Origin of the sequence: Geodermatophilus bullaregiensis (genome assembly GCF_016907675.1) — a bacterium.
GTDB classification, from domain to species: Bacteria; Actinomycetota; Actinomycetes; order Mycobacteriales; family Geodermatophilaceae; genus Geodermatophilus; species Geodermatophilus bullaregiensis.
Genome location: NZ_JAFBCJ010000001.1, coordinates 1,637,789 through 1,664,132 on the forward strand (window position 1 = coordinate 1,637,789; position 26,344 = coordinate 1,664,132).

At 74.8% G+C, this 26,344-nt stretch carries 27 protein-coding genes and 2 tRNA genes; 9 read left to right on the top strand and 20 right to left on the bottom strand.

Annotated elements, in window-relative coordinates; all coding sequences use genetic code 11:
* Positions 1–118 precede the first annotated feature (118 nt).
* From JOD57_RS07605 to JOD57_RS07620, 4 genes are all read left to right on the top strand, one after another.
* Positions 119–1,582, top strand: coding sequence for an NAD-dependent succinate-semialdehyde dehydrogenase (locus tag JOD57_RS07605; RefSeq protein ID WP_204691322.1), 1,464 nt, complete (start codon positions 119–121; stop codon positions 1,580–1,582).
* Positions 1,583–1,624: 42 nt separating this feature from the next.
* Entirely contained in the window at positions 1,625–2,917 is a 1,293-nt protein-coding gene (aroA, locus tag JOD57_RS07610) for a 3-phosphoshikimate 1-carboxyvinyltransferase (protein WP_204691323.1), read from the top strand.
* A gap of 104 nt (positions 2,918–3,021) precedes the next feature.
* The gene (gene rsgA / locus JOD57_RS07615) at positions 3,022–3,930 is read left to right on the top strand and encodes a ribosome small subunit-dependent GTPase A (protein ID WP_307824545.1); all 909 of its coding nucleotides are present in this window, start codon (positions 3,022–3,024) and stop codon (positions 3,928–3,930) included.
* A gap of 75 nt (positions 3,931–4,005) precedes the next feature.
* Positions 4,006–4,437, top strand: a complete 432-nt coding sequence (locus tag JOD57_RS07620) for a VOC family protein (RefSeq protein ID WP_204691324.1) — start codon at positions 4,006–4,008, stop codon at positions 4,435–4,437.
* Between the two features lie 83 nt (positions 4,438–4,520).
* Here JOD57_RS07620 and JOD57_RS07625 read toward each other — a convergent pair whose 3' ends face one another.
* Positions 4,521–5,057 carry a DUF2087 domain-containing protein gene (locus JOD57_RS07625; protein WP_204691325.1) on the bottom strand — a complete coding sequence of 179 codons (537 nt, stop codon included), beginning with the start codon at positions 5,055–5,057 and terminating at the stop codon, positions 4,521–4,523.
* Positions 5,058–5,110: 53 nt separating this feature from the next.
* Between JOD57_RS07625 and JOD57_RS07630 the strand changes: the two genes are divergently transcribed.
* Entirely contained in the window at positions 5,111–5,287 is a 177-nt protein-coding gene (locus JOD57_RS07630; RefSeq protein WP_204691326.1) for a DUF2795 domain-containing protein, read from the top strand.
* 22 nt (positions 5,288–5,309) lie between these two features.
* Positions 5,310–6,116: an inositol monophosphatase family protein gene (locus JOD57_RS07635; protein WP_204691327.1), complete on the top strand. Its 807-nt coding sequence runs from the start codon at positions 5,310–5,312 to the stop codon at positions 6,114–6,116.
* Between the two features lie 109 nt (positions 6,117–6,225).
* On the opposite strand, the gene JOD57_RS07640 is transcribed toward JOD57_RS07635, so the two are convergent.
* From JOD57_RS07640 to JOD57_RS07660, 5 genes are all read right to left on the bottom strand, one after another.
* Entirely contained in the window at positions 6,226–6,420 is a 195-nt protein-coding gene (locus JOD57_RS07640; protein WP_204691328.1) for a hypothetical protein, read from the bottom strand.
* Positions 6,421–6,512: 92 nt separating this feature from the next.
* The gene (locus JOD57_RS07645; RefSeq protein WP_204691329.1) at positions 6,513–7,901 is read right to left on the bottom strand and encodes an FGGY family carbohydrate kinase; all 1,389 of its coding nucleotides are present in this window, start codon (positions 7,899–7,901) and stop codon (positions 6,513–6,515) included.
* Positions 7,898–8,398, bottom strand: coding sequence for an XdhC family protein (locus tag JOD57_RS07650; RefSeq protein WP_204691330.1), 501 nt, complete (start codon positions 8,396–8,398; stop codon positions 7,898–7,900). Before JOD57_RS07650 ends, JOD57_RS07645 begins: the two co-directional genes overlap by 4 nt.
* Positions 8,395–9,183 carry an alpha/beta fold hydrolase gene (locus tag JOD57_RS07655; protein ID WP_204691331.1) on the bottom strand — a complete coding sequence of 263 codons (789 nt, stop codon included), beginning with the start codon at positions 9,181–9,183 and terminating at the stop codon, positions 8,395–8,397. Before JOD57_RS07655 ends, JOD57_RS07650 begins: the two co-directional genes overlap by 4 nt.
* Positions 9,180–10,187: an aldo/keto reductase gene (locus JOD57_RS07660; RefSeq protein WP_204691332.1), complete on the bottom strand. Its 1,008-nt coding sequence runs from the start codon at positions 10,185–10,187 to the stop codon at positions 9,180–9,182. The genes JOD57_RS07655 and JOD57_RS07660 overlap by 4 nt, the downstream gene beginning before the upstream one ends.
* A gap of 100 nt (positions 10,188–10,287) precedes the next feature.
* On the opposite strand from JOD57_RS07660, the gene JOD57_RS07665 reads away from it, so the two are divergent.
* Positions 10,288–10,857, top strand: coding sequence for a hypothetical protein (locus tag JOD57_RS07665; protein ID WP_204691333.1), 570 nt, complete (start codon positions 10,288–10,290; stop codon positions 10,855–10,857).
* A 21-nt stretch (positions 10,858–10,878) separates the two neighbouring features.
* On the opposite strand, the gene JOD57_RS07670 is transcribed toward JOD57_RS07665, so the two are convergent.
* Positions 10,879–11,658: an aldo/keto reductase gene (locus tag JOD57_RS07670; RefSeq protein WP_204691334.1), complete on the bottom strand. Its 780-nt coding sequence runs from the start codon at positions 11,656–11,658 to the stop codon at positions 10,879–10,881.
* Positions 11,659–11,771: 113 nt separating this feature from the next.
* Between JOD57_RS07670 and JOD57_RS07675 the strand changes: the two genes are divergently transcribed.
* The gene (locus tag JOD57_RS07675) at positions 11,772–13,181 is read left to right on the top strand and encodes a cystathionine beta-synthase (RefSeq protein WP_204691335.1); all 1,410 of its coding nucleotides are present in this window, start codon (positions 11,772–11,774) and stop codon (positions 13,179–13,181) included.
* Positions 13,178–14,335 (top strand): cystathionine gamma-synthase, encoded by a 1,158-nt coding sequence (locus JOD57_RS07680; protein ID WP_204691336.1) that lies wholly within the window; start codon positions 13,178–13,180, stop codon positions 14,333–14,335. Before JOD57_RS07675 ends, JOD57_RS07680 begins: the two co-directional genes overlap by 4 nt.
* Before the next feature lie 3 nt (positions 14,336–14,338).
* On the opposite strand, the gene JOD57_RS07685 is transcribed toward JOD57_RS07680, so the two are convergent.
* From JOD57_RS07685 to JOD57_RS07740, 13 genes are all read right to left on the bottom strand, one after another.
* A complete protein-coding gene (locus JOD57_RS07685; protein ID WP_204691337.1) occupies positions 14,339–14,524 on the bottom strand; it encodes a ferredoxin in 186 nt (61 codons plus the stop codon).
* Complete coding sequence (locus tag JOD57_RS26740) at positions 14,524–15,801, bottom strand: cytochrome P450 (protein ID WP_204691338.1); 1,278 nt, start codon at positions 15,799–15,801, stop codon at positions 14,524–14,526. The genes JOD57_RS07685 and JOD57_RS26740 overlap by 1 nt, the downstream gene beginning before the upstream one ends.
* Before the next feature lie 35 nt (positions 15,802–15,836).
* On the bottom strand, positions 15,837–16,757 hold the full coding sequence (locus JOD57_RS26745) for a polysaccharide pyruvyl transferase family protein (protein WP_307824546.1): 921 nt from the start codon (positions 16,755–16,757) through the stop codon (positions 15,837–15,839).
* Positions 16,758–16,794: 37 nt separating this feature from the next.
* Entirely contained in the window at positions 16,795–17,082 is a 288-nt protein-coding gene (locus JOD57_RS07700) for a GNAT family N-acetyltransferase (RefSeq protein WP_204691339.1), read from the bottom strand.
* 84 nt (positions 17,083–17,166) lie between these two features.
* A tRNA-Met gene (locus JOD57_RS07705) sits at positions 17,167–17,240 on the bottom strand.
* A gap of 63 nt (positions 17,241–17,303) precedes the next feature.
* The gene (locus JOD57_RS07710; protein WP_204691340.1) at positions 17,304–18,236 is read right to left on the bottom strand and encodes an ABC transporter permease; all 933 of its coding nucleotides are present in this window, start codon (positions 18,234–18,236) and stop codon (positions 17,304–17,306) included.
* Between the two features lie 2 nt (positions 18,237–18,238).
* Positions 18,239–19,432 (bottom strand): quaternary amine ABC transporter ATP-binding protein, encoded by a 1,194-nt coding sequence (locus JOD57_RS07715; protein ID WP_307824547.1) that lies wholly within the window; start codon positions 19,430–19,432, stop codon positions 18,239–18,241.
* A gap of 10 nt (positions 19,433–19,442) precedes the next feature.
* Positions 19,443–20,390: a glycine betaine ABC transporter substrate-binding protein gene (locus JOD57_RS07720; RefSeq protein WP_204691342.1), complete on the bottom strand. Its 948-nt coding sequence runs from the start codon at positions 20,388–20,390 to the stop codon at positions 19,443–19,445.
* A gap of 135 nt (positions 20,391–20,525) precedes the next feature.
* Positions 20,526–21,428 (bottom strand): TauD/TfdA dioxygenase family protein, encoded by a 903-nt coding sequence (locus JOD57_RS07725; protein ID WP_204691343.1) that lies wholly within the window; start codon positions 21,426–21,428, stop codon positions 20,526–20,528.
* Between the two features lie 45 nt (positions 21,429–21,473).
* Positions 21,474–21,563, bottom strand: coding sequence for a putative leader peptide (locus tag JOD57_RS27235; RefSeq protein ID WP_369202144.1), 90 nt, complete (start codon positions 21,561–21,563; stop codon positions 21,474–21,476).
* Positions 21,564–21,695: 132 nt separating this feature from the next.
* A tRNA-Met gene (locus JOD57_RS07730) sits at positions 21,696–21,772 on the bottom strand.
* Positions 21,773–21,851: 79 nt separating this feature from the next.
* On the bottom strand, positions 21,852–24,818 hold the full coding sequence (locus JOD57_RS07735; protein ID WP_239570483.1) for a UPF0182 family membrane protein: 2,967 nt from the start codon (positions 24,816–24,818) through the stop codon (positions 21,852–21,854).
* A gap of 333 nt (positions 24,819–25,151) precedes the next feature.
* Positions 25,152–26,177: a YlbL family protein gene (locus JOD57_RS07740; RefSeq protein WP_204691345.1), complete on the bottom strand. Its 1,026-nt coding sequence runs from the start codon at positions 26,175–26,177 to the stop codon at positions 25,152–25,154.
* Between the last annotated feature and the right edge of the window lie 167 nt (positions 26,178–26,344).

Consider the following 26,344-nt stretch of genomic DNA (forward strand, 5'->3'; position numbering starts at 1 on the left):
GGCACCCGGGTGGGCCCCTCCCCGACTCTAGGTGCGCCCGCCGACAGCGCGACTGGCCGCCGGGGCGGCGGGTACGCCCCACTGGAGACGACACCGACGAGAGACGAGGATCACGGGCGTGACCGCCACCCAGAACCCCCCGCACGACCAGCCGAAGACCGCCAGCGACTCCGCGGAGCGCCGCTACGCGACGGTCAACCCCTTCACCGGCCAGACGGAGAAGGAATTCGACTTCACCCCGACCGAGGAGATCGACGGGATCATCGGCCGGGCGCACGCCGCCTACCAGGAGTGGCAGCAGCGCCCGGTCGAGGAGCGCGCCGCCGTCGTCCGCCGGGCCGCCGAGCTCATGGACGAGCGCCGCGACGACCTCGCCCGGCTCATCACCACGGAGATGGGCAAGCGGCAGGAGGAGGCGACCGGCGAGCTGTACCTGTGCTCGATGATCCTCAAGTACTACGCCGACAACGGCCCCGGCTTCCTCGAGCCGACGTCCGTCCAGCCCCTGATGGGCAAGGGCGAGGCGGTCATCGAGACCCGCCCGGTCGGCGTCCTGCTGGCCATCGAGCCGTGGAACTACCCCTTCTACCAGGTGGTCCGCGTAGCCGGCCCGAACCTGGTGCTCGGCAACACGGTCATCCTCAAGCACGCCGAGATCACCCCGCAGTGCGCGGTGGCCATCGAGCAGCTCTTCACCGACGCCGGCGCCCCCGAGGGCGTCTTCACCAACACCTTCCTGCGCATCGAGGACGTCGAGCAGGTCATCGCCGACCCCCGCATCCAGGGCGTGACGCTGACCGGCAGCGAGCGGGCCGGCAGCGCGGTGGGCGCCCTGGCCGGCAAGCACCTGAAGAAGTCGGTGCTCGAGCTGGGCGGCAGCGACCCGTTCATCGTGCTCGACGCCGAGGACATGGGCGCCACGGTCAAGGCCGCGACCATGGGCCGGATGCAGAACACCGGACAGGCCTGCACCGCGTCCAAGCGGCTGATCGTCACCGAGGAGCTCTACGAGCCCTTCGTCGAGGGCCTCCGGCAGGCGTTCTCCACCTTCGCGCCCGGCGACCCGGCCGACCCCTCGACGTCGCTGGCCCCGCTGTCGAGCGAGCGGGCCGCGCAGGACCTGCACGCGCAGATCCAGGACGCGGTCGACAAGGGCGCCACCGTCGTCGCCGGCGGCGGCCGGCCCGACCACGCGGGCGCGTTCGTCGAGGCCACCATCCTCACCGACGTCACCCCGGAGATGCGCGCCTACCGCGAGGAGCTGTTCGGCCCCGCGGCCGTCGTCTACAGGGTCAAGGACGCCGACGAGGCGGTCGCGCTGGCCAACGACAGCGACTTCGGCCTGGGCGCCACCGTCATGAGCAGCGACCTCGACCGCGCGCGGGCGGTGGCCGAGCGGCTGGAGGCGGGCATGGTGTGGATCAACCAGCCGACCGGGTCCTCCCCCGAGCTGCCCTTCGGCGGCGTGAAGCGGTCCGGCTACGGCCGCGAGCTCTCCGAGCTGGCGATGTTCGAGTTCGCCAACCGCCGCCTGGTGCGCACGGTGCCGGTGAAGAAGGCCGACCGGCCGGTCGGCGGCTGAGCGGTGGGCGGTGCGGTGTCCCGGGCCGGGCAGGATGGTCCCGTGAGCCAGGTCTGGACGACGCCGCACCGCCCGACCCCCGTCGACGCCGTCGTCGCCCTGCCGGGCTCGAAGTCGATCACCGCGCGGGCGCTCGTGCTGGCCGCGCTGGCCGACGGGCCGAGCCGGCTGGGCCGGCCGCTGCGGGCCCGCGACACCGAGCTCATGGCGGCCGGCCTGCGGGCCCTCGGCGTCCGCATCGACGACGACGGCGCCTCCCCCGACACCGACTGGCTGGTCACCCCCGGCGAGCTGCGCGGCCCCGCCGAGGTCGACGCCGGGCTGGCCGGCACCGTCCTGCGCTTCCTGCCGCCGGTGGCCGCGCTGGCCGCCGGCCCGGTGCGGCTGGACGGCGACCCGCGGCTGCACGAGCGCCCCAACGCGGGCCTGGTCGCGGCGCTGCGCGACCTCGGCGTCGAGGTCGACGACGGCGGCCGGGGCCGGGCACCGTTCACCGTGCACGGCACCGGCCGGGTGCGCGGCGGGCCGGTGACGGTCGACGCGAGCGAGTCCTCGCAGATCGTCTCCGGCCTGCTGCTGGCCGCCGCCCGCTTCGACGAGGGCCTCGACCTCACCCCGGCCGGCGGCGTCCCCTCGATGCCGCACGTGGAGATGACCGTCGTCGCGCTGCGCGAGCACGGCGTCGACGTGACCGCCACCGGCCGCGGCTGGCGGGTGGCGCCGGGCCCGGTCGCCGCCCGCGACCGCGTGGTCGAGCCCGACCTGTCCAACGCCGCGCCGTTCCTCGCCGCGGCACTGGTCACCGGCGGGCGCGTGACCGTCCCCGACTGGCCCGAGGTCACCACCCAGCCCGGTGCGCAGCTCGACCGCCTGCTGGGTGAGATGGGTGCCGACGTGCAGCGCGCACCCGGGGGGCTGCAGGTCACCGGCACCGGCACCATCGCGCCGCTGGTCGCCGACCTCGGCGAGGTGGGCGAGCTGACGCCGGTGCTCGCCGCGCTGTGCGCCCTCGCCGACGGCACGTCGCGGCTGACCGGCATCGGGCACCTGCGCGGACACGAGACCGACCGGCTGCAGGCCCTCGACGAGGTGCTCAGTGCCGTCGGCGCGCGGGTCGAGCAGCTGCCCGACGGGCTGGTGGTCACCCCCGGCCCGCCGCGCCCGGCGCTGGTCGACTCCTACGCCGACCACCGCATGGTGCACGCCGCCGCCGTCCTCGGCCTGGCCGTCGACGGGGTCCGGGTGTCCGGGCCGGAGGCGGTGACCAAGACGCTGCCGGACTTCCGCGAGCGCTGGGACGGGATGCTGGGCGCGACGGCGGGGGTGGGCTCCTGAGCCGCCGGCACGACAGCCGGTCGGACGAGGACGACGTCCGGGTCCGGCCGAGCCGGCGCGGCTCGCGACCGCGCACCCGCACCCGCCCCGCGCACGCCGATGCCGTGCCGGGGCTCGTGGTCGCGGTCGACCGCGGGCGGATGACCGTCCGGGTCGAGGGCGACGACGGCGCCCCCGTCGAGGTCACCGCGATGCGCGCCCGCGAGCTGGGCCGGCACGGCGTCGTCGTCGGTGACCGGGTGCGGCTCGTCGGCGACACCACCGGGCGGCCGGACACCCTCGCGCGCATCGTCGTCATCGAGGACCGGACGACGTCGCTGCGGCGCACCGCCGACGACACCGACCCGACCGAGCGGGTGGTGGTGGCCAACGCCGAGCAGCTCGTCGTCGTCACCTCGGTCGCCGACCCCGACCCGGCGCTCGGGTTCCTCGACCGCTGCCTGGTCGCCGCCTACGCCGGGGGCCTGGAACCGCTGTTCTGCCTCACCAAGACCGACCTGGCCAGCGCCCAGCCGTTGCTGGACCGCTACGCCGGCCTGGGCGTCGACGCGGTGCCGATGTCGCGCGAGACGCCGCTGGACCCGCTGCTCGACCGGATCGAGGGGCGCACCAGCGTCTTCGTCGGCCAGTCGGGCGTGGGCAAGTCGACGCTGGTGAACCGGCTGGTGCCCGACGCCGACCGGGCCATCGGCGACGTCAGCAAGGTCGGCAAGGGCCGGCACACCTCGTCGTCGGCGGTGCTGTTCGACCTGCCCGGCGGCGGCACGATCGTCGACACCCCGGGCATCCGCTCGCTGGGGCTGGCGCACGTGACCGCCGACGACGTGGTCGGCGCCTTCGACGACCTCGCCGAGGCCGCCGTCGACTGCCCGCCGGGCTGCGGGCACTCCGCCGACGACCCCGACTGCGCGCTCGACGCCTGGGCGGCCGCGGGACCGCCGGCGCGGGCCGAGCGGCTGGCCAGCGTCCGGCGGCTGCTCGACGCCGTCGGCCAGGTCGGCCCCGGCTACTGATGGAGGACCCCTCCTCCCCACCCCTCGCTCCGCTCGGGGCGGGACCCGGGAGGGGGCCACCCACGGAGGTGACAGATGGAGCAGCAGGTGCACTTCACCACGCTCGCCACCGCCGATCTGGACGCGGCGCGGCGCTTCTACGTCGAGGGCCTCCGCTGGTCCCCGCTGCTCGACGTCCCCGGCGAGATCGTCTTCTTCCAGGTCGCGCCGGGCACCGTGCTGGCCTTCTTCGAGGCGCGGAGCTTCGCGCGGGACCTCGGCACCGGCCCCGCGCGGCCCGCGGTCTCCGGCGTGACGCTGGCGCACAACGTGGCCGACCGGGACGCCGTCCGGGCGCTGGTCGACGCCATGGTCGCGGCCGGCGGCACGGTGCTCACGCCGCCGGAGGAGGGCGCCTTCGGCGGGGTCTTCCACGCGCTGGTGGCCGACCCGAACGGCGTCGTCTGGGATGTCGCGCACAACCCCGGCTGGTCGGTCGACGCCGACGGCACCGTCCGGCTCGGCTAGCTCCCTCGCCGGGGCCCCCGTCCCGCCGGGACGTCGTGCTCCGGGGTCCGCAGGCGGAGCGGGGCACGAGGCCCGGAGGGTCCTCAGACGTCGACCCAGCCGCCGCTGCGCCAGTAGAGCCCCTCCGCCCGGGAGAGCAGGCCCTCGTCGACCAGGTACCGGCGCAGCGCCGCGGTGTCGGGGTGCCAGACCGCCAGCAGCGCGTTCACCTCGCGCTCCGGGTAGCGGACGCCGACCTCGAACACCCGCACCAGGTGCTCCAGCACCACCCGCCGCTTGGTGCGCTGGGCCGGGATGGACACCAGCCGGCCGTCGCGGACGAACGCGGCCAGGACGGCGGACTCGGTGGGGTCGTCGGAGAGCGGCTCGGGGGCCGGCGCGGCATCGGCGGCGGCCCGCGCGGCGGCGCCGAAGCGGTCGGTCAGCAGCTCGAGCGCGTGCCCGTCACGGCGCACCAGCCCGCCGCGGGCCAGCCGGCGGGCGGCCAGGGCGACGTCCTTGAGCGCCAGCCCGGAGGTCTCGGCGACCTCCTCGATCGTCCCGGCGCCGAGCGCCAGGGCCGCCACCACCCTCAGCCGGGTGGGGTCGGCCAGCAGTCCCACGATCCTCGCCGCCTCCACGCCCGCGACGGTATCCGCGCATCGGAGGAGGTGGGCGGGGGTAGCCGACCGGCATGGTGAGCCCCATCGACATCCAGAAGGCCCTCAAGGGCATGGACTACCCGGCCACGAAGGAGCAGATCCTCGAGCACGCCAAGGGCGGCGACCAGGAGGTCCTCGACGCGCTGCAGAAGATCGACGACCGGGAGTACGAGGGCCCCAGCGGGGTCAGTGCCGCGGTCTTCGACTGACCGCCCGCTAGGTTCGGTGCCCATGACACCGGGCCGGGACTTCACGGGGGACATGCACCTGGCGCACGTCCTCGCCGACCAGGCGGACTCCATCAGCATGGAGCGGTACCGCGCGCTGGACCTCACGGTCGAGACCAAGCCCGACCTCACGCCGGTCACCGACGCCGACCGTGCCGTCGAGGAGCAGCTGCGCACCACCCTCGCGCGGGCCCGCACCCGGGACGCCGTCCTGGGCGAGGAGTTCGGCGTCACCGGGCACGGCCCACGACGCTGGGTGCTCGACCCGATCGACGGGACGAAGAACTTCGTCCGCGGCGTGCCCGTGTGGGCGACGCTCATCGCGCTGTTCGACGGCGACGAGGCGGTCGTCGGGCTGGTCTCGGCGCCGGCCCTCAACCGCCGGTGGTGGGCGGCCAAGGACGTCGGCGCCTGGACCGGCCGGCGGCTGGAGTCGGCCACCCGCTGCCGGGTCTCGGGGGTCTCCGACCTCGGCGACGCGAGCCTGTCGTTCTCCAGCCTGTCCGGCTGGGAGGAGCGCGGCCTGCTCGACGGCTTCCTCGACCTCTCCCGGTCGGTCTGGCGGACCCGCGGCTATGGCGACTTCTGGAGCTACGTGCTCCTCGCCGAGGGCGCCGTCGACCTCGCCTGCGAGCCCGAGGTGTCGCTGTGGGACCTCGCCGCGCTCGACGTCGTCGTCCGGGAGGCCGGCGGCCGGTTCACCGACCTGTCCGGTACGCCCGGGCCGGCCGGCGGCAGCGCGCTGGCCACCAACGGCCTGCTGCACGACGCCGCGCTGGCGCACCTGCGCCTGCCCGACCCGGCGGGCTGAGACACGACGACGGCGGCCCCTCCCCACACCGGGGAGGGGCCGCCGTCGTCGGCCCCCCTGCAGGGTCCCGCCGCGGGCCTGCGAGCGGTGGGGGGCAGGGGGTCCTTCGTCAGACGGTGGGAGTCGTGCCCCCGGTACCGCCCGTGCCGCGGCCACCGGAGAACCGGCGGCGCGCGTCGTCGATCCGCGCCTTGGTCTTGGGGTCCTTGGCCATCTGCTGGGCCTTGGTGGTGACCTGTCGGAGCGCCTGCTGGCCCTTGGGGCTGCGGGCGAACTGGGCCACCTTGTCGAACACCGACGCCATGTCGCGTTCCTCCTCTCGCCGGGGCCCGTCGGGCCCCCGTCGTCTCCTCCAACGGTGCCCGGGCCCGCGCCGTTCCATGCCGGCCGCCGCGCTCAGCCCCGCCGCCAGCGCTCCCGCGCCCGGTCCAGCCCCTCGTGGGGAGCCGGCTCGACCACGGTGCCGAGCTCCCGGCGCGCCTCGAGGTCGGCGCCGACCCCGGCCGCGGCCAGGAGCGCGGCGCCGGTCGCCGAGGCGCTGCGCACCTGCAGGTGGACCACCGGCCGGCCCAGCACGTCGGCCAGCAGGCGCTGGACGAGCGGCGAGCGGGCACCGCCCCCGGTGAGCACGACGGGCGCGCCGTCGTCGGGGACGTCGAGCAGGTCGAGCGCCGCGCCGACGGCGAGGGCGACACCCTCGAGCGCGGCCCGGGCGAGGTCGGCCCGGGTGGTGCCCGCGGTCAGCCCCGACCAGCTCCCCCGCGCGTCCGGCCCGGCCACCCCGCCGCGCTCGCCGGTCAGGAACGGCCGGAAGACGACGCCCCCGGCCCCGGGCTCCGCGGTCGCGGCCGCGTCGAGCAGCCCCTCCCAGGACAGGCCGAGGACCTCGCGCACCCAGGACCACGCCAGCCCGCCGTTCTGCAGCGCGGCCATGGCGTACCAGCCGTGCTGGGTGTCGGCGTAGGCGTGCACCACCGGGTCGGCGACCGGAGCGGGCGTCCACCCCGGCCGCAGCAGCTGCGCACCGGTCCCGAGGTTCACCTGGACGCCGGTGCGGGTGCCGGCCGCCAGCAGTGCCAGCGGCGTGTCCGCGCCACCGACGACGACCGGCACCTCGGTGCCCAGCAGGCCGGCGGTGCCGGCCACGGCCGACCCCGGGACGACGGCGGGCAGCAGGCCCGGGTCGACGCCGGCGGCGGCCGTGGCGGCCGTCGACCAGCGGTCGCCGGGGACGTCCCACAGCAGGGTCGCCGAGGCGTCGCTGCGGTCGGTGCGGCGCCAGTCGGCCCCCGGCAGGAGCGTGGCGCGCAGCGCGTCCTTGGGCAGCAGCACGCCGGCGGCGCGGGCCAGCAGCCCGGGCCGGTGCGCGCCCAGCCAGGCCAGCAGCGGCCCGGTCATGCCGGGCACCAGCGGGTTGGCCAGGGCGGCACGGTCGGCCGCGGGGAGCTCGCGCCACCGGTGCAGCTCGGCGACGGCCCGCCGGTCGGGCCACAGCAGCGCCGGGGCGAGCGCGGCGCCGGCGTCGTCGACGAGGACGGCGCCGTGCATCTGCCCGGACAGCCCCAGCCCCCGGACGGTGACGCCGCGCAGCGCCGGGGCCACCTGCTCCAGCGCGGCGTCGAGTGCCGCCCGCCAGGTGCCGACGTCGGTCTCCGCCCAGCCCGGCTGCGGGCTGTCGACCGCGTAGTCGACCTCGGCCTCGGCGACGGTCGCGCCGGCGGCGTCGAGCGCGGCGAGCTTGAGCCCGCTGGTGCCGAGGTCGGCACCGAGCAGGACGTCGCTCACGTCGGGCGGTGCGTGCCGCCGCTGCGGCCGTTGCGGTCGGCGAGCAGCCCGGCCAGCGTGCTCAGTGCGATCTCGGCCGGCGTCCGGGAGCCGATGTCGAGCCCGATGGGCCGGTGCACGCGGGCGACCTCCTCGGGCGGCACCCCGAGGGCGGCCAGCGCGGCGACGTGCGGGCCCTCGTGCCGCGGGTTGCCCATCACGCCCACCCAGCGCACCGGCCGGGCGAGCGCGTCGCGCAGCACCTCGCCCAGCTCCGGGCGGTGGTGGTCGGTGACGACGACGTCGGCGTCGGACAGGTCCTCCGTCAGGTCGGCCAGGCCGACGACGCCGGCCCCGCGCGCCGGGTCGGGGTCGAGCAGCACGGTGCGGAAGCCCAGCTCCGGCGCCCACCGCTGCAGCACCTCGGCCACCGGCGAGGCGAACACCGCCACCAGCACGCGGCCGGTGACCGCGGGGGCGGGGGCGCCGTGCGCGACGCCGCAGGTCGGGTCGGTCACGACGCCTCCCCGAGGAAGCCGACCAGCGCCGCGGCGAAGGCCGGCGTCCGGAGCGCGGTCGAGTGGTCACCGGGGACGACGGCCACCCGGGCGCCGGGGATGGCGGCGGCGAGCACCTCGGGGCGGACCGCCAGCGGATCGGCGTCGCCGGCGAGGACCAGCGTGGGCGCGGTGATGGCGGCCAGGTCGGCACCCCGGGTGTGCAGCGAGCGGGCGTGCGCGGCGAGAGCGCGCCGGTCGGCGTTGAGGGCGTCGGCCAGCCGGCGGTAGAAGACGGTGGCGGGATCACGCACGTCGGCGACGTCGGCCGCGTCCAGTGCGGCGGCCAGCCCTCCCATCAGCACGGAGTGTCGCTCGGCACCACCGGGCTCGACGAACGCGGCGCCGGCACCGCAGACCACCAGCCGGCGCACCCTCCGGTCGGTGACGGCGGTCAGCATCACGACCGTCGCGCCCATCGAGTAGCCGGCCAGGTCGAAGGAGTCGTGACCGAGCGCGTCGGCCACCCGCCGCAGGTCGTCGGCCATCCGGGCCTCCCCGTAGGCGACGGGGTCGTGCGGCTTGTCCGACCTCCCGTGCCCGCGGGCGTCGACGCCGACGACCTCCCGCCCGGCCGACAGGAGGGCCGCGACCGCCCCGGTGCCGACCCAGTTGAGCCGGGTGTCCGCGACGAAGCCGTGCTGGAGGTAGACCGGCGGGAGCGCGCCGGGTGCCCCCCACCGGTGCACGGCGACCGCGACGCCGTCGGCGCCGGGCACGCGCAGGGTGCCGGTGGAGGTGGTCACGCGGCCCGCTCGGGGCTGTCGCCGTAGGCGTAGGAGGCGTCGGGGTAGCGCCCGCCCTGCGCCACCCCGGGCGGGGCGATCTCGCCCAGCCGCGCCAGGTCGCCGTCCGAGAGCTCCAGGGCCACCGCGGCGACGTTCTCCTCCAGGTAGCTGCGCCGCTTGGTGCCGGGGATCGGCACGACGTCGTCGCCCTGTGCGAGCACCCAGGCCAGGGCCAGCTGACCGGGCGTGCACCCCTTCTCCTCCGCCATGGCCCGGACGGCGTCGACCAGCCGGAGGTTGGCCGTGAACGCCTCCCCGGTGAAGCGCGGGTGGCCGCGGCGCCAGTCGTCCTCGTCGAAGTCCTCGGGGCCGCGGATCGCCCCGGTGAGGAAGCCGCGGCCGAGCGGGCTGAACGGCACGATGCCGATGCCGTGCTCGCGGGCGACCCCGAGCACGGTGTCCTCGAGGTCGCGGGTCCACAGCGACCACTCGCTCTGCAGTGCCGCGACCGGGTGGACGGCGACGGCACGCCGGATCGACGCGGCCGAGGCCTCCGAGAGCCCGAGGTGGCGGACCTTGCCCTGCCGCACCAGCTCGGCCATCGCGCCGACGGTGTCCTCGATCGGCACCGCCGGGTCGACGCGGTGCTGGTAGTAGAGGTCGATGACGTCGACGCGCAGCCGGCGCAGGCTGGCCTCGACGCAGGCACGGACGTTCTCCGGCCGGCCGTCGACGACCATCCCGCCGTCACGACGCGACAGCGAGAACTTGGTGGCCAGCTGCACCTCGTCGCGCCGACCGGCGATCGCCTCCCCCACCAGCTCCTCGTTGTGCCCGTCGCCGTAGACGTCGGAGGTGTCGAGGAACGTGACGCCGAGGTCGAGCGCCCGGTGGATCGTCGCCACCGACTCGTCGCGGTCGGCGGTGCCGTAGCTCTGGCTCATGCCCATGCAGCCGAGGCCGAGCGCGGAGACGGTCAGGCCGTCGCGGCCGAGGGTGCGGGTGCCGACGGGAGGGGTCATGCCCGCAATCCTCGTCCCGCCGTCCGCCGGGCCGCCACCGGCCGTTTCCCCCGGGGCCGCGCGGGTAGCCGCCGGGGGCAGCGACCTCCCGGGAGGACCCATGAGCTCCAGCCCCGCCCGCCGCCGGACGGCCCGACTGCTCGGCCTGGCCAGCCTCGGCCTGGGCACCTCGATGCTGGTCTCCCCCATGGGCGTGGCCCGGGTCAGCGGGGTCGACGACTCCCCCAACGCGCTGCCGGTCATCACCGCCGTCGGCGTCCGGGAACTGGTGCACGCCTCCGGCCTGCTCGCCGGCCGGCCCGGCTGGGCGTGGACCCGCGTCGTCGGCGACGCGCTGGACCTCACCGCCATGGGCGTCGCGCTGTCCAACCGGCGCGGCGAGCGGTACCGCCGCCTGCGCACCGCCACCGTCGCCGCCTCCGGGCTGGCGCTGCTCGACCTGGTCACCGCGCTGCGCTCCCGGCGCGCGCGGCGCACGGCACCCGACCTGACACCGGTGACCCGGCCGACGACGGGCCTGGTCGCGCCGCTGATCGACGTCCGGCCGGCGCTGGCCGGCGAGTCCCGGAAGCCGGTCACCCGGCGCGCCGACGCCGCACCGCAGCCGGCCGGGGACGCGTCGGCGGCGTCGGCCGCGGCTGCCGGCGGGGGGACCGGGCCGACGCCGTAGCGGCACCCGCCGGCCGGCGGCTCAGCGTCGCGCCAGGCCGTCGATGCGGGTGACCTCGTCGTCGGACAGCGCGAGGTCCCCGATGGCCAGGTTGGCCCGGATCCGCTCCGGGGTGGCCGACTTGGGGATGACGACGACGTCGTGCTCGACGTGCCAGCGCAGCACCACCTGCGCCGGGGTGACGCCGTGCGCGTCGGCGACCTCGCGCAGCACCGGGTCGTGCAGGTCGGTGTTCCTGAACGGGCTGTAGCCCTCCAGGACGACGCCCCGCTCGCGGTGCCCGGCCTCGACCGCGGCGTCGTAGCGCGACGGCGCCCAGCTGACCTGGTTCACCTCCGGCGTCACGCCGGTCACCTGCGTCAGCCGGTCGACCTGGTCCAGCGAGTAGTTGCTGACGCCGACGGCGCGGGCCCGGCCGGCCTCGCGGGCGGCGACGAAGCGCTCCCACAGGTCCTCCCCGGCCCCGCCGGGCGGCCAGTGCACCAGCCACAGGTCGACCGCGTCGACACCGAGCGCGTCGAGGGACGCCGCCAGCGTGGCCTCGGCCCGCCCGGCCTCACGCGGCGGCAGCTTGGTGGTCACGAAGACCTCGGCGCGGTCGACCCCGGAGTCGCGCAGCGCCCGACCGACCTCGGCCTCGTTGCGGTACACCGTCGCGGTGTCGAGGTGCCGGTAGCCGGCGTCCAGGGCCGTGCGGACGGCGTCGTAGCAGGTGGACCCGGTCATCTGCCAGGTGCCGAACCCGAGCAGCGGCATGGTGCCGCCGCCGGCGAGCGGCACGGCGGGGACGGTCGCGGTCATGTCCGGTGCGGTGCCCGGCGCCCGGAGCCCCGACACCCGGCGCGCGCCGGTCCGGTCTGGTGGGATGGGCGGCGACGGGCCGGCGACCGGCCGCCCGCCGAGGAGGGCTCCCCGTGCAGTACGTCGAGAACGTCATCGAGCTGGTCGGGAACACCCCGCTGGTCCGGTTGACGTCCGTGACCCGCGACCTCGGGCCGGACGCGCCCCTGGTGCTGGCCAAGGTCGAGTACCTCAACCCCGGCGGCTCGGTGAAGGACCGCATCGCCGTCCGGATGGTCGACGCCGCCGAGGCCAGCGGCGCGCTGCGGCCGGGCGGGACGATCGTGGAGCCGACCAGCGGCAACACCGGCATCGGGCTGGCGCTGGTGGCCCAGCAGCGCGGCTACCGCTGCGTCTTCGTCTGCCCCGACAAGGTCGGCAAGGAGAAGATCGACGTGCTCAAGGCCTACGGCGCCGAGGTGCACGTCTGCCCGACCGCCGTCGACCCCGCCGACCCGCGCTCCTACTACTCGGTCTCCGACCGGCTGGCCCGCGAGACGCCCGGCGGCTGGAAGCCCGACCAGTACGCCAACCCGGCCAACCCGCGGTCGCACTACGAGAGCACCGGGCCGGAGATCTGGGAGCAGACCGACGGGCGGGTGACCTGCTTCGTCACCGGGGTCGGCACCGGCGGCACGATCAGCGGCACCGGCCGCTACCTCAAGGAGGCCTCCGGCGGGCGGGTGCGCGTGGTCGGCGTCGACCCCGAGGGCTCGGTCTACTCCGGCGGCACCGGCCGCCCCTACCTGGTCGAGGGCGTCGGCGAGGACTTCTGGCCCGACGCCTACGACCGCTCGATCGCCGACGAGATCGTCGCCGTCACCGACGGCGACTCCTTCGCGATGACCCGGCGGCTGGCCCGCGAGGAGGGCCTGCTCGTCGGTGGCTCCTGCGGCATGGCGGTGGCCGGCGCGCTGCGCGCCGCGCAGCGGCTGACGAGGGACGACGTCGTCGTGGTGCTCCTGCCCGACGGCGGCCGCGGCTACCTCGGCAAGATCTACAACGACGACTGGATGGCCGACTACGGCTTCCTGGAGCAGGCCACGCAGGGCACCGTCGGCGAGCTGCTCGCGGAGAAGGGCGGGGCGACGCCGGAGCTCGTGCACACCCACCCCAACGAGACGGTGCGCGACGCCATCGACATCCTGCGCGAGTACGGCGTCAGCCAGCTGCCGGTGGTGCGCGCCGAGCCACCGGTGACCGCCGGGGAGGTCGTCGGGTCGGTCGAGGAGAAGACGCTGCTCGACGCGCTGTTCGCCGGTCGGGCCAGCCTCTCCGACCGGGTGGAGCGGCACATGTCGCCGCCGCTGCCGATCATCGGCTCCGGCGAGCCGGTCAGCGCCGCGGTGTCGGCCCTGGGCACGGCGGACGCGCTGCTCGTGCACGAGGAGGGCAAGCCGGCCGGCGTCGTCACCCGGCAGGACGTGCTGGGGCACCTCGCCGGCACGTCGTCGGCCCTGTCGGCTCCTACCGTGGACGCATGACCGGCTCCCCGGGGCTCCCCGGCTTCAACACCCGCGCCATCCACGCCGGCCAGGACCCGGACCCGGCCACCGGCGACGTCGTCGTCCCGCTGCACCTGGCGACCACGTTCAAGCAGGACGGCGTCGGCGGCCTGCGCGGCGGCTACGAGTACGCGCGCAGCGCCAACCCCACCCGGACGGCGCTGCAGGAGGCGCTCGCCGCCCTCGAGCAGGGCCGCACGGGGCTGGCGTTCGCCTCCGGCCTGGCCGCCGAGGACACCCTGCTGCGCGCGGTCTGCGAGCCCGGCAGCCACGTCGTCCTCGGGGGCGACGCCTACGGCGGCACCTACCGGCTCATCTCGCGGGTCGCCTCGCGCTGGGGTGTGGAGCACACGCCGGCCGACCTCAACGACGTCGACGCGCTGCGGGCGGCGATCCGGCCGAGCACCCGGGTCGTCTGGTGCGAGACGCCGACCAACCCGCTGCTCAACGTCGCCGACATCGCGCTGGTGGCCGAGGTCGCGCACGGGGCGGGGGCGCTGCTCGTCGTCGACAACACCTTCGCCTCGCCCTACCTGCAGCAGCCGCTGACGCTGGGCGCCGACGTCGTCGTCCACTCGACGACCAAGTACCTGGGCGGGCACTCCGACGTCGTCGGCGGCGCCCTGGTCGTCGGGGACGACGCCGACCTGGCCGAGCGGCTCGCGTACCACCAGAACGCGATGGGCGCGGTCTCCGGCCCGCTGTCGGACTGGCTCGTGCTGCGCGGCATCAAGACCCTGGGCGTGCGGATGGACCGGCACCAGGCCAACGCCGCCCGGGTCGCCGAGTTCCTGCTCGCGCACGACGCGGTCACCTCGGTGCGCTACCCGGGCCTGCCCGACCACCCGGGCCACGACGTCGCCGCCAAGCAGATGTCCGGCTTCGGCGGGATGCTCTCGTTCCGGCTGGCCGGCGGCGAGGAGGCCGCACTGCGGGCCTGCGAGCGGTCGCAGCTGTTCACGCTGGCCGAGTCCCTGGGCGGCGTCGAGTCCCTGATCGAGCACCCGGCCCGGATGACGCACGCCAGCGCGGCCGGCTCGCCGCTGGAGGTGCCCGGCGACCTCGTCCGGCTCTCGGTGGGCATCGAGGACGCCGAGGACCTGCTCGCCGACCTGGAGCAGGCGCTGGCCTGAGGGCTACTCCTCGGCCGACAGCGCGCCGGTCGGGCACTGCTGCACGGCGTCCCGGACGGCGCCGTCGTCGTCCGGCTGCTCCTGCAGCACCCGGACCGCGCCGTCGTCGTCGACCTCGAAGACCTCGGGTGCGAGCAGCTCGCACTGCCCGGAGCCGACGCAGCGCTCGCGGTCGACGGTGACCCGCATCAGCGGTCCCCGGTCAGCCGGGCCGGCAGCCGCTTGAGCCCGTTGACGAACGACGACGCCAGCCGGTCGGGCGGGCCGGTCACCTCGAGGTCGGGCAGCTGGTCGAAGATGGCACGGAAGGTGACCTGCAGCTCGCGGCGGGCCAGGTGCGCGCCCAGGCAGAAGTGCGGGCCCTTCGAGCCGAAGCCGACGTGCGGGTTGGGGTCGCGGCTGACGTCGAAGCGCTGCGGGTCGGCGAAGACCTCGGGGTCGCGGTTGGCCGCGGCGTAGAAGAGCAGGAACTTCTCGCCCGCGGTGAAGCGGTGCCCGTCGATCTCGCCGTCCCGGGTGGCGGTGCGGCGCATCCAGGTCACCGGGCTGACCCACCGGACGACCTCCTCGACGCCGGTGCGGTCCAGCCCCGGGTCGGCGGCCCACCGCGCCCACTGGTCGGGGTGCTCGGACAGCGCCAGCAGCCCCTGCGAGATCGCGTTGCGGGTCGTCTCGTTGCCGGCCACCAGGAGCAGGATGAAGAACGAGGCGATCTCCTGGTGCGTCAGCCGCTCGCCGTCGACCTCCGATCGGACCAGCGCCGTGGTCAGGTCGTCGCGGGGGTCGCTCAGCCGCTCGGCGGCCAGCCGCTCCATCAGCGCGGCCATCTCCATGCCCGCGGTGAGGAAGGCGGTCAGCGGGTCGTCGTTCTCGATGAGCTCCGGGTCGCCACCCGACAGGACGATGTTGGAGTTCGCCAGCACGCCGGGCCGGTCCTCCTCGGGGACGCCCATCATGTCGCAGATGACCCGCAGCGGGATCGGCGCGGCGACGTCGGCGACGACGTCGATGGTGCCGTCGCCCGCCTCGGCCTTCGCCCGGGCCCGCGCCAGGACGTCGTCGACGATCGCGCGCACCGAGTCCAGCGTCCGCTCCAGCATCCGCGGCGTGAACGTCTTCGACACGATCCGGCGGATCTTGGCGTGCCGCGGGTCGTCCATGCTGATCAGCGACCCGAAGAACTCGTGGAGCTCGGCCGGGACGTCCTGCATCGACACCGCGCCCCTGCCGGAGCAGAACACCGCCGGCTGGGAGCTGATCGCCTCGAGGTCGGCGTAGCGGGTGACCGCGTGGTAGCCGGGGCCGGCCGGGAGGCCGGGGATGTCGGGCTCGGCGAAGAAGGCGAGGGGCTGCTCGCGCCGCAGCCGGTCGAACGCGGCGTGCCGGTACGCCGGCGGCGTCGTCCACCAGTCCCGGTCGGAGAGGTCGACGGTCGCGAGGTCGACGTCCTGGGGGCTGACGGTCACAGCGGGCCTCCTCGGCGTGGAGCGGTCAGGCCACGCTAGAGACCGCGCGGCGTGACGGGCAACACAGCCCGCCGTGTGGTCCGGGTCAGTCCGCGAGCCGGCTCGCCAGCCACTCCCGGGCCCGGGCGTTGCCCTCGGCCCCGCGGGCACGGGGCACCGGCGACCGCGCCGTCCAGCTCGCCGGACAGGCAGCGGGTCAGCGCGGCGTCCAGCGTGCCGGCGGCGACGTCCTCCGCCGGCAGCACCACCGGCCAGTCGAGCGCCGCGGCCTGCCGGGTCACCTTGGCCCCGCCGGTGATCGGGTCGCAGGCGACCACCGGCCGGCCGGACCTCAGGCCGAGCACCAGCCCGTGCAGCCGCATGCTCACCACGACGTCGGCCCGCGCGACCAGCGCCTCCACCTGCGCCGGCCGGCGCGGGTGGGGTTTCTCGTACTGGTCCATCCCGAGCTCGAACCAGGGCAGCTGCCGGCTGGCCAGCCACTCCTCGATCTCCTCGCGGACCCGGTCGGCGCTGCTGCGGTCGCCGTACTCCCCCTGCGCCGGGGTGAAGGCGACCGCGACCACCGGGGCGTCCTGCACGGGGCCCTCGAGCGCGAGGTCGGGGCGGGTGACCCCCTCGTCGTCCCGCTCCCACACCTCGTCGAACAGCGCCCGGCCGGCCTCCTCGACCACCGACACGTTGACCGCCCAGCGACGACACCCGGCGAAGGTGCCGGTGAGCTCGCGCAGCAGCGGTGCGTCCCGGATCGGGCCGGTGACGAAGACCAGGTGGGTGTAGTCGGCGGGGTCGACGTCGCGCCAGTCCACCCCCCGCTCGAGGAACGGCGCGACGGCGACGTCGAAGGGCACCCCGAGCTCGGTCAGCCACCGGCCGACGGTGTCCCCGCCCAGCTCGTCGCCGACGGTGGCGATCACCTCGTCGAAGCTGAACCAGCCGGCCAGGAGGACACGCACGCGCTCCAGCTTCTCAGCCGGCGCGGGGGCCCGCCCGTCAGGAGTCGTGGGCGACCAGGTCGCCGTACTCCGGGTGGCGCTCGATCCAACCGCGCACGAACGAACAGCGGGGCACGACCCGGCCGCCCTTCTCCCGGACGTCGTCCAGCGCACCCCGCACGAGCGTGCCGCCCAAGCCCGATCCCTCGGCGTCGGGGTCGATCTCGGTGTGGGTGAAGACCACCTGCTCGCCGTGGCGCTGGTAGGCGGCCAGGCCCAGCAGGCGGTCGCCGTCGCGGATCTCGTAGCGCTCGGCGTCGGGGGCGTCGTGCACGGTGGGTTCCATGCCCTTCGCCAACCGGGCGACCGGCGGAGGTGTTCCGGACACGACGAGGGCCCCGGAGCAGCAGCTCCGGGGCCCTCGTGCCAGTAGCGGGGACAGGATTCGAACCTGTGACCTCTGGGTTATGAGCCCAGCGAGCTACCGAGCTGCTCCACCCCGCGTCGGTAGGACCGACTGTACACGTCCCCGCGGGGTCGTGCCGCGGCGGCCGGTGGAGCCCGCCGTCAGGCGGGTGACCGCGCGCCGGCCGCCGCGGGCTCCTCCGGCCGCGGGGTCGCCGGCTCCGCGGCCCCGCCGGACGGGCGCCGCGTCCTGGCCCGCAGCAACCGCGACAGCGCCGTCCGCTGGCCGAAGGCCGCCGTCAGCCGGTCGAGGAAGATGGCGAGCAGGACGACGGCCAGACCGCCCTCGAAGCCGGACGCGACGTCGAGCTGGGTCACCGCCCGCACCACCACCGCGCCGAGGCCGGCGGCGCCGAGCAGTCCGGCCGTGACCACCATCGACAGCGCCAGCATGATGACCTGGTTGACGCCGGCCATGATCGACGGCAGCGCCAGCGGCAGCTGGACCTCCCGCAGGATCTGCCCGGGTCGCGCGCCGAAGGCCTGCGCGGCCTCGACGACCTCCCGGTCGACGTGCCGGATGCCGAGCTCGGTCAGCCGCACGCCGGGCGGGATGGCGAACAGGATGGTCGCCACGACGCCGGGCACGACACCCACGCCGAAGAAGAAGACGGCCGGGATGAGGTAGACGAAGACCGGCGTCGTCTGCATGGAGTCCAGGACCGGCCGGACGACGACGCTGACCGCCCGGTTGCGGGCGGCCAGGATCCCGATGGGCACGCTGATCGCCGTGGCGATGACCGCCGCGACGAGGACCAGCGCGAGGGTCTGCATCGTCTCGACCCACAGCTCCAGCGAGACGACCAGCAGGAACGCCAGCACCGTGTAGAGCGCCAGCCCCCACCCGCGGACGAGCAGCGCGACCAGCGCGAGGACGACGATCCACACCACCGGCGGGGGCGTGGTCAGCGTGTCGGTCAGCCCGTCGACGAGGACCTGCATGACCGCCGAGATGGCGTCGAACAGCCACGGCACCGTGGCCAGCAGCCAGTCGATGAGGTCGGCCACCCACTGTCCGAGGGGGATGTCCGGCATCGTCAGCCCTCCCGTCGCGCGGGGACGGCGGCCAGCGCGTCCAGCACGGCCGCCCGTGGCACCACGCCCAGCAGCCGCCCGTCGTCGTCCACGACGCCCAGGGGCACCGGGTGGCGCCCGACGAGGTGGACGAACTCGACCAGCGGGCGGTCCGGGGCGATCGTGGCGTAGTCGGCGACCAGCTCCCGCGGGCCGACGGCCGTCCGGCCCTCCTGCAGCGCGCGGGCCAGCAGGTCGTCGCGCGCCACCCCCGCGACCCGCCGGTCGCCGTCGAGCACGTACACCCCGTTGGCCTCCGCGGCACCGAGGGTGCGCAGCACCTCCCCCGTGGACTGGCCGAGCCGGGCGGTCATCCGCGGCTCGCGCAGCAGGTCACCCGCGGTGAGCACACGGGTCCGGTCCACGTCGGAGGTGAAGTCGGCGACGTAGTCGTCGGCCGGCGCGGAGATGATCTCCGGCCCGGTGCCCAGCTGCACGGTCCGCCCGTCCTTGAGCATCAGGATGCGGTCACCCAGCCGCATGGCCTCGTTGAGGTCGTGCGTGATGAAGACGATGGTCTTGCGCAGCTCGGTCTGCAGCCGCACCAGCAGGTCCTGCATGTCGCGCCGGATCAGCGGGTCCAGCGCGGAGAACGGCTCGTCCATGAGCAGGACGTCGGAGTCGGCGGCCAGCGCGCGGGCCAGGCCCACGCGCTGCTGCATGCCACCGGAGAGCTCGTCGGGCCGGGCGTCGGCCCGGTCCAGCAGCCCCACCGTGCGCAGCGCCCAGTCGGCCCGCTCCCGCTGCTCGGCAGCGGCGACCCCGCGGACCTTGAGCGCGTAGGCCGCGTTCTCCCGCACGGTCCGGTGCGGGAGCAGCGCGAAGTGCTGGAACACCATGCTGACCTTGTCGTTGCGCAGCGCCCGCAGGTCGGCGTCACCGAGCGCCCGCAGGTCCTGGCCGTCGACCTCGACCGTGCCGGCACTGGGCTCGATGAGCCGGTTGAGCAGGCGGACGAGGGTCGACTTCCCCGACCCGGACAGTCCCATGATGACGAACAGCTCCCCGCGCTCGACGCTGAAGCCGACGTCGTGGACGGCGAGCGTGCTCCCGGTCCGCTGCAGGATCTCGTCGCGCCCGATGCCCTCCCCGGCCAGCCGCAGCGCCTCCTGCTCGCGCGCCCCGAAGACCTTCGTCAGCCCGGTCGCGCGCAGCACCGGCGCCACGTCAGCCGACCCACTCGTCGATCTGGTCGGCGTGGTCGTCGACCCACTGCCGCGCGACGTCGGCGACCTCCTCGCCGTCGACGTCGACCTGCTTCTGCATCCGCTCCATCTCCTCGACGGAGATGCGCAGGTCGACCAGCAGGTCGGCGAACCCGGGCGCCTGCTCCTGCAGCTCCGTGCTCGCGGCGATGTTCGCGCTGTAGGAGGGCATCGCGCACGCGCCGTCGCCGGTGGTCAGGCAGCCCTCGGTGTAGGGCGTGGGCTCCTCGAGCTGGACCATCTCGTACTGCGCGAAGACCGCGTGCGGGTGGTAGAGGTACAGCACGATCGGCTCCTCGCGGCTGTAGGAGTTCTCCAGCTGCGCCAGCTCGGCCGCCTCGCTGGAGACGACGTGCTCGAGCGTGATGCCGTACCCCGCGAGCCGCTTGGCGTTCTGCTCGGTGGTGATGTATCCGGGGTCGGCGTCGTAGAACTTGTTGCCCAGCTGCTCGGCGTAGTCGTTGAGCTGCGTGACGCTGGTCAGCCCCTCGAGCGGGCCGCCGGGCTCGACGGCGTAGGCGGGCACGAACCAGCCCTGCGCGGCGTCGCCGTAGGTCTGCGAGACGATCTCGACCTGCTCGGCGGCGCTGTCGGCGAGCTCCTGCTGGTTGGGCAGGGCCACCTCGGTCAGCAGGTCGATGTCCCCGCGCTGCGCACCGGCCCACGCCGCGGCGGGGTCCAGCTGCGTGGTCTGCAGGGACGTCACGCCCAGATCGGGGTTGTCGGCGGCGATCTCGCCGAGGATGGCGTTGGTCAGGCCGGCGGCCGTCCAGCTGTACTGGGCGGCCTGGACGGTGATCCCCTCCCCACCACCGGCACCCTCCTCGGCGCTGCACCCGGTGGCGGTCGCGGCGAGGAGGGCGGCCAGCGCCACCGCGGACGCTCGGGGACGGATCGAGGTGCGCAGCATGGGGTCTTCTCTCGTGGAGGCGCCGGGTGGGCACGCCGGCGGAGGTGGTCGTGCGACGAGGCGCAGGTCCCCTCGGAGGGACCTGCGCCTCGCCGTGCGGTCAGTTCTCGGTACGAGCGTCGTCCACCTAGGTGGTCAGGCGCCAGTCGGACCGATCGGCTCGTCACCCCGGAGCGTGATGCGGTGCATGACCCGCCGCTGGTCGCCGTAGTCGCGGTTGGCGTAGTGCACGGTCGAGCGGTTGTCCCACATGACGACGTCGCCGACCGACCACCGGTGCCGCACGACGTGCTCCGGCTTGGTGATGTGGGCGTAGAAGAGGTCGAGCAGGTACCGGCTCTCGGCGTCGGAGACGCCCGCGATGTGGGAGACGAAGCCGGGGTTGACGAACAGACCCTTGCGGCCGGTCTCCGGGTGCACCCGCACGACCGGGTGCTCGACGGGGACGAACGCCTGGAACTGCTCGCTCTCCCACTTCGTCCGCGCCTCGCGCTGGGCGAGGTAGTAGCCGAACTCCCGCGTGCCGTCGTGCACCGCGACCAGCTGGTCGGCCAGGCGCCGCACCGGCTCGCTGAGCGACTCGTAGGCGAGCTGGAGGTCGGCCCACTGGGTGTCGCCACCGGTGGGCGGCAGGACGACCGCCCGCAGGACCGAGCCCAGCGGCGGGCGGCGGACGAAGGTGACGTCGGTGTGCCAGACGTCGGCGAAGCCGCCCTGGGCGCTGTCGAGGGCGTAGATCTCCGGGTGCTCCTCGTCGACGCCCGGCACCACCGGGTGCGACTCGGTCACCTCGCCCAGCCGCCGGCCGAGCGCGACCTGGCTGTCGGGGTGCAGGTCGTGCTGGCCGGAGAAGAACAGCACCTTGTGCTCGGCGAGCGCGGTGCGGATGGCGCGGACCTGGTCGTCGGTGACGCGGGCGAGGTCGACGCCGTGGACGCGGGCGCCGAAGCGGGGCTCGAGCCGCTCGATGTCGAGGACGCCGCGAGCGGGCGCGAGGGCGGGGGCAGGGGCGGTCGTGGGTGCTGCGAGCAGGGTCACGGGAGGTCTCCGGGCGTTGCTGGGGGATGGCGGGCTGGACGGACGTCAGGCCGTACAGAGCGCGCTGGCGCACCGCAGCAGGTCGACGTGGCGGCGCTCCACGAGCGCAAACCGCACAATCCCGACCAGAGACATGGGGATTACCGTAGCGGGCGTCCCTGGTGCCGTGTCAGCAGGGTCACGTCGATCGCGCCGGGAGGGCGGCTCCTCGTACGAGGAGCGGGAGAACGCGACGAGGGCCGGCGCACCAGCGCCGGCCCTCGTCCGTGGTAGCGGGGGCAGGATTCGAACCTGCGACCTCTGGGTTATGAGCCCAGCGAGCTACCGAGCTGCTCCACCCCGCGTCGGTGAGACCACCCTACCCCGCCCCACGCCGGGGCGGGGGGCGGGGGTGCGTCCGGGACGCACCCCCGCTCCCGGGCGTCAGCCGGTCGGGGGCGCCGCCCCACCCGCCTGGGCGGCCTCGTACGCCTCGACGGCGGCCTGCAGCCGGGCGAGCGCGGCGCCCTGGGCGGCGAAGTCACCGCTGCGCTGGGCGTCGGACAGGGCCTGCAGCGCCGCGTCGAGCTCGGCCACCGCGGCGTCCAGCCCCGGCGCGGGCGTCCCGCCGTCCGCCGGTGGGGTCGTCGGCTCGGCCGGTGTGGTCGGCTCGGTCGGTGGCGTCGGTTCCTCGGTGTCCGGCGTCGTCCCGGTGTCGCCGCTGTCGGTGGCCGCCTCGCCCGCCCCGGCCCCGAAGACCTGGTCGAGGGCGTCGGAGAGGGTGTCGGCGTAGCCGACCCGCCCGCCGTAGTTGACCAGCACCTTGCGCAGCAGCGGGAAGGAGTTCTCCCCCGTCCCCTCCACGTACAGCGGCTGGACGTAGAGCAGGCCGTTGCCGCCGAGCGGCAGGGTCAGCAGGTTGCCGAACACCGCCTGCGAGTCCCGGCTGTTGAACAGCGTCAGGTCACGCGCGACCTCGTCGTTGGTGTTGAACGACTGCTGCACCTGCTGCGGTCCGCGGAAGGGCGTGTTGCCCGGCAGCCGCAGCACCTGGATCGAGCCGTAGGTGTCCGGGTCGCTGGACGCGGAGATGAAGGCCGACAGGTTCTGCCGGCGGAAGGCGTTGAGCGCGCTGGTCAGCTGGAACGTCGGGCCACCGTCCTCCTCGGCCCGAGCGGCCAGGATGTAGTACGGCGGCTGCGCCTCCTCGGTGTCGACCGTCGGGTCGGCCGGCACCGCCCAGCGGTCGTTCTGGTTGTAGAAGTCCGTCGGGTTGCTCACGTGGTAGCGGGTCAGGATGTCCCGCTGCAGCTTGAACAGGTCCTCGGGGTACCGGACGTGGCTGACGAGCTCCTCGCTCATGGCCTCACGCGGCTCGACCACGCCCGGGAAGGCGGCCGTGTACGCCTTGAGCACCGGGTCGTTCTCGTCCCACTCGAAGAGGGTCACCTCGCCGCTGTAGGCGTCGACGGTGGCCTTGACCGAGTTGCGGATGTAGTTGAACTGGTCGTTGGGCAGCGCGGTCGTACCCGTGCCGGTCAGCGCATCGGCCGCCGCCTCGCCGAGCTCCATCCGCTCGGCGTAGGGGTAGGCGTCCGACGTCGTGTAGCCGTCGAGGATCCAGGTCACCCGGCCGTCGACCACCGCCGGGTAGGGGTCGCCGTCGACCTCGAGGAACGGCGCGGCCTTCTCCACCCGCTGGCGCGGGTCGCGGACGTAGAGCACCTTCGAGGCGTCGTTGACCGCGCCGGAGAGCAGGAAGTTCCGCTCCCGGTAGTGGATCGCGAAGGTCAGCTGGCGGAAGAAGCTGCCGATCGCGACGCCGCCCTCGCCGTCGTAGGTGTTGTTCACCTCGCCGTCGGAGCCGTCCTCCGGCCGGTCGAACTCCCGCGGCTCGGCACCCTCGGGAGCACCCACGACCGAGTAGACGTCCTGACCGCCGTTCTGGATCAGCTCGCCGTAGTAGATCCGGGCCTGGTCGACGTCGATGTCGCCGGTCGTGGGCAGGTCGCGGCTGGTGAAGTTCGGCTCGCCGCCCTCCTGGCCGGTCACCACCTGGTTGGCCGGTGCCGCGACGAAGCCGTTGCCGTGCGTGTAGACGGTGTGCCGGTTGATCCAGGTGTCCTGGTTCTCGGACAGGCTGCCGCTGTCGAGCTCCCGGACGGCGACGACGTAGTCGCGGGTCTCCCCGTTGATCGTGTAGCGGTCGATGTCGAGCTTCTCCGGGAAGCCGTAGACGTTGCGGATCTGCTGGCGGGCGGTGAAGGTCCCGGCCAGCACGTTGGGGTCGAGCAGACGGGCGTTCGGGATCGTCGCGTCGTCGGCCCGCAGCTCGGCCAGCGCGGCGTCGGTGTCGACGTCGTCGCCGGTGGTCTGCTGGGCGAAGTCGACGTAGTCGACGTCGGTCAGCCCGTAGGCCGCCCGGGTAGAGGTGATCGCCCGCTCGATGTAGGCCGCCTCGCGCTGGTCGGCGCTCGGGCGGACGACGAACTGCTGCACGATCGCCGGGTACGCCACGCCGATCACCAGGCTCGAGAGCAGCAGGAGCACCAGGGCCGCGGCGGGCAGCCGGAAGTTGCGGACGACGACGTTGGCGAAGAACGCGACCGCGCAGAACGCGGCGGCGAACACCAGGATCGTCTTGGCCGGCAGCAGCGCGTTGACGTCGGTGTAGCTGGCGCCGCTGAACAGCCCGCCGCGGTCGGAGTAGACCAGGCTGTACCGGTCGAGCCAGTAGGCGACCGCCTTGAGCGCCACGAACAGGCCCAGCAGCACCGACAGCTGCACCATGGCCGCGCCGGTGAGCTTCTGCCCCGGCGTCTGCAGCCGCAGCCCGCCGAAGACGTAGTGGGTGAGCAGCGAGCCGATCAGCGACAGCAGCACGATCGCGAAGCCGAAGCTGACCAGCAGCCGGTAGAAGGGGTACTCGAAGACGAAGAAGGACAGGTCCAGGCCGAACTGCGGATCGACCTGGCCGAAGGGCACGGCGTTGCGGAAGGTCAGCCAGGTCTCCCAGCTGCCCTGCGCGGTGAAGCCGGCGAACAGGCCGACGACGACGGCGACGGCGGTCAGGACCAGGGTGCGCCGGGGCTCGAGCGACTGGCGGTAGCGCTCGAGGTTCTGCTGTTCCAGCGACATCGGCCGGAACGCCGGGCGGAACCGGTACGCGAGGTGGATCGCCAGCGCGGTGAGTCCGCCGGTGGCCACACCGGCCACCGCGAACAGCAGCGCGCGGGTCTGGAGCTCGGTCCAGAAGACCTCGGTGTAGCCGGTCTCGTCGAACCACAGGTAGTCGACGTAGACGTTGGTCAACGTCCCGATGGCCGTGAACAGCACCAGCAGCACGGCGATGGACCCGATGACCACCTTCGCGCGCCGCGACAGCGTCGGCACGGACACGGGGGGCCGCATGGCCACGAGCGGTCTCCTTCAGTTGCGGGTGCGGCGGTGCACCGGGGTGCGCCGTCGCGGGTGGGGCGACCGCGGGTCTGGCTGTGCGGTCTGGCTCTGCGTTCTCGTTCGAGTGTTCCTGCGTGGGGTGGTGCGGAGGGGGTGGTGCCGTGTGGGACCGATCGATCGGGCAGGGGCTCCGGTCGGGCCGGGCACCGTCCGGTGTCGCCCCGACCAACGTCCGGCGCGGCACCGGGTTCCCCGGGAGTCCCCTGCCGGCCGCCAGCTTCCCCTAAGCGGCCGGGTGCACGGCGGGCGGCTGCCCTCGCCCGCCGCCCGCGCGGCCGCCGGACCTCAGCAGCCCACGGGGGTCCGGCCCTCGCGCAGGTCGGTCAGGGCGGCCAGGGCGTCGTCGAGGTCCGCGACCCGGGCCAGGGTCAGGCCGGGCTGCGGAGCGGCGAGGGCGTCGGCGCAGTTGTCGGCCGGCACGAGGAAGAGCTCGGCGCGGATCTCCGCCGCGGCGACCATCTTGAGCTGGATGCCGCCGATCGGGCCCACCGTGCCGACCTCGTCGATCGTGCCGCTCCCGGCCACGACGGCGCCCTCGGTCAGGTCGGTGTCGCCCACCAGGTCGAGGATGCCGAGGGTGAGCATCAGGCCCGCCGAGGGGCCGCCGACGTCGGCGACGTCGATGTCGACGTCGAAGGGCGCCGAGGGCTGCTGGCCGACCAGCACGCCGAGCACCGAGCCGTCGCGGCCGGGCGCCGCGGCGGTGGTGACCGTGGCGGTCCCGGGCTCGCCCAGCCGGGTGTAGCCCACCTCGACGGCGGTGCCGGCCGGGATGGCGGTGAGCACGGCGGTCAGGACGTCGTCGTCCGGGGTCGGCTGCCCCTCGACCGACTCGATCGCGTCGCCCTCCTCGAGCAGGCCGACCGACGGCGAGTCGTCACTGGACACCCCCCGGACGACCACCTTCACCGGGTACCCCAGCTCCCCCAGCGCGGCGGCCTCCGCCGACTCCTCCGAGGTGAGGAAGGCCTGCCGGTTGGCCTCCTCGATCTCCTCCTCGGTCTGGTCGGGCGGGTACACCGACTCCTCCGGGACGACGCTGACCTCGTCGTCGAACCAGCCGCGGACCGCCTCGACCAGGCTCAGCCCGGCCCGGCCGACGCCGACGGTGGTCAGGTTGAGGTTGCCGCTGGTGTCGTTGCGCTCGCGCCCGCGCACGGAGATGACCGGGTCGCCGTCGATCTCGCCCAGGGTGTCGAACGTCGGGCCGGGCACCTGGGCGACGTAGGGCACCGGCAGCGCCGCACCGAGGACACCGGCGACCAGCAGCAGCACCACACCGACGGCGAGGACGGCGATCCGACGGGTCACGACCGGCCAGCTTAGAGAAAGGACCTCCCTGCCTCCCACCGCTCGCCGGCTCGCGGCGGGCCCCTGCAGGGAGGCCGTCCCTGCCCCCCACCGCTCGCCGGCTCGCGGCGGGCCCCTGCCGGAGGGCCGGCGTCCGCCCGGAGCGGACAGCCGGCCGCCACGATCGG

What these genes read in the sequence shown, in the direction of transcription:
- JOD57_RS07620 (WP_204691324.1), top strand. Translation starts at nt 4,006, where the DNA reads ATGGAGCAGCAGGTGCACTTCACCACGCTCGCCACCGCCGATCTGGAC.
- JOD57_RS07630 (WP_204691326.1), top strand. Translation starts at nt 5,111, where the DNA reads ATGGTGAGCCCCATCGACATCCAGAAGGCCCTCAAGGGCATGGACTAC.
- JOD57_RS07635 (WP_204691327.1), top strand. Translation starts at nt 5,310, where the DNA reads ATGACACCGGGCCGGGACTTCACGGGGGACATGCACCTGGCGCACGTC.
- JOD57_RS07640 (WP_204691328.1), bottom strand. Translation starts at nt 6,420, where the DNA reads ATGGCGTCGGTGTTCGACAAGGTGGCCCAGTTCGCCCGCAGCCCCAAG.
- JOD57_RS07660 (WP_204691332.1), bottom strand. Translation starts at nt 10,187, where the DNA reads ATGACCCCTCCCGTCGGCACCCGCACCCTCGGCCGCGACGGCCTGACC.
- JOD57_RS07665 (WP_204691333.1), top strand. Translation starts at nt 10,288, where the DNA reads ATGAGCTCCAGCCCCGCCCGCCGCCGGACGGCCCGACTGCTCGGCCTG.
- JOD57_RS07670 (WP_204691334.1), bottom strand. Translation starts at nt 11,658, where the DNA reads ATGACCGCGACCGTCCCCGCCGTGCCGCTCGCCGGCGGCGGCACCATG.
- JOD57_RS07680 (WP_204691336.1), top strand. Translation starts at nt 13,178, where the DNA reads ATGACCGGCTCCCCGGGGCTCCCCGGCTTCAACACCCGCGCCATCCAC.
- JOD57_RS07685 (WP_204691337.1), bottom strand. Translation starts at nt 14,524, where the DNA reads ATGCGGGTCACCGTCGACCGCGAGCGCTGCGTCGGCTCCGGGCAGTGC.
- JOD57_RS07700 (WP_204691339.1), bottom strand. Translation starts at nt 17,082, where the DNA reads ATGGAACCCACCGTGCACGACGCCCCCGACGCCGAGCGCTACGAGATC.
- JOD57_RS07710 (WP_204691340.1), bottom strand. Translation starts at nt 18,236, where the DNA reads ATGCCGGACATCCCCCTCGGACAGTGGGTGGCCGACCTCATCGACTGG.
- JOD57_RS07720 (WP_204691342.1), bottom strand. Translation starts at nt 20,390, where the DNA reads ATGCTGCGCACCTCGATCCGTCCCCGAGCGTCCGCGGTGGCGCTGGCC.
- JOD57_RS27235 (WP_369202144.1), bottom strand. Translation starts at nt 21,563, where the DNA reads ATGTCTCTGGTCGGGATTGTGCGGTTTGCGCTCGTGGAGCGCCGCCAC.
- JOD57_RS07735 (WP_239570483.1), bottom strand. Translation starts at nt 24,818, where the DNA reads ATGCGGCCCCCCGTGTCCGTGCCGACGCTGTCGCGGCGCGCGAAGGTG.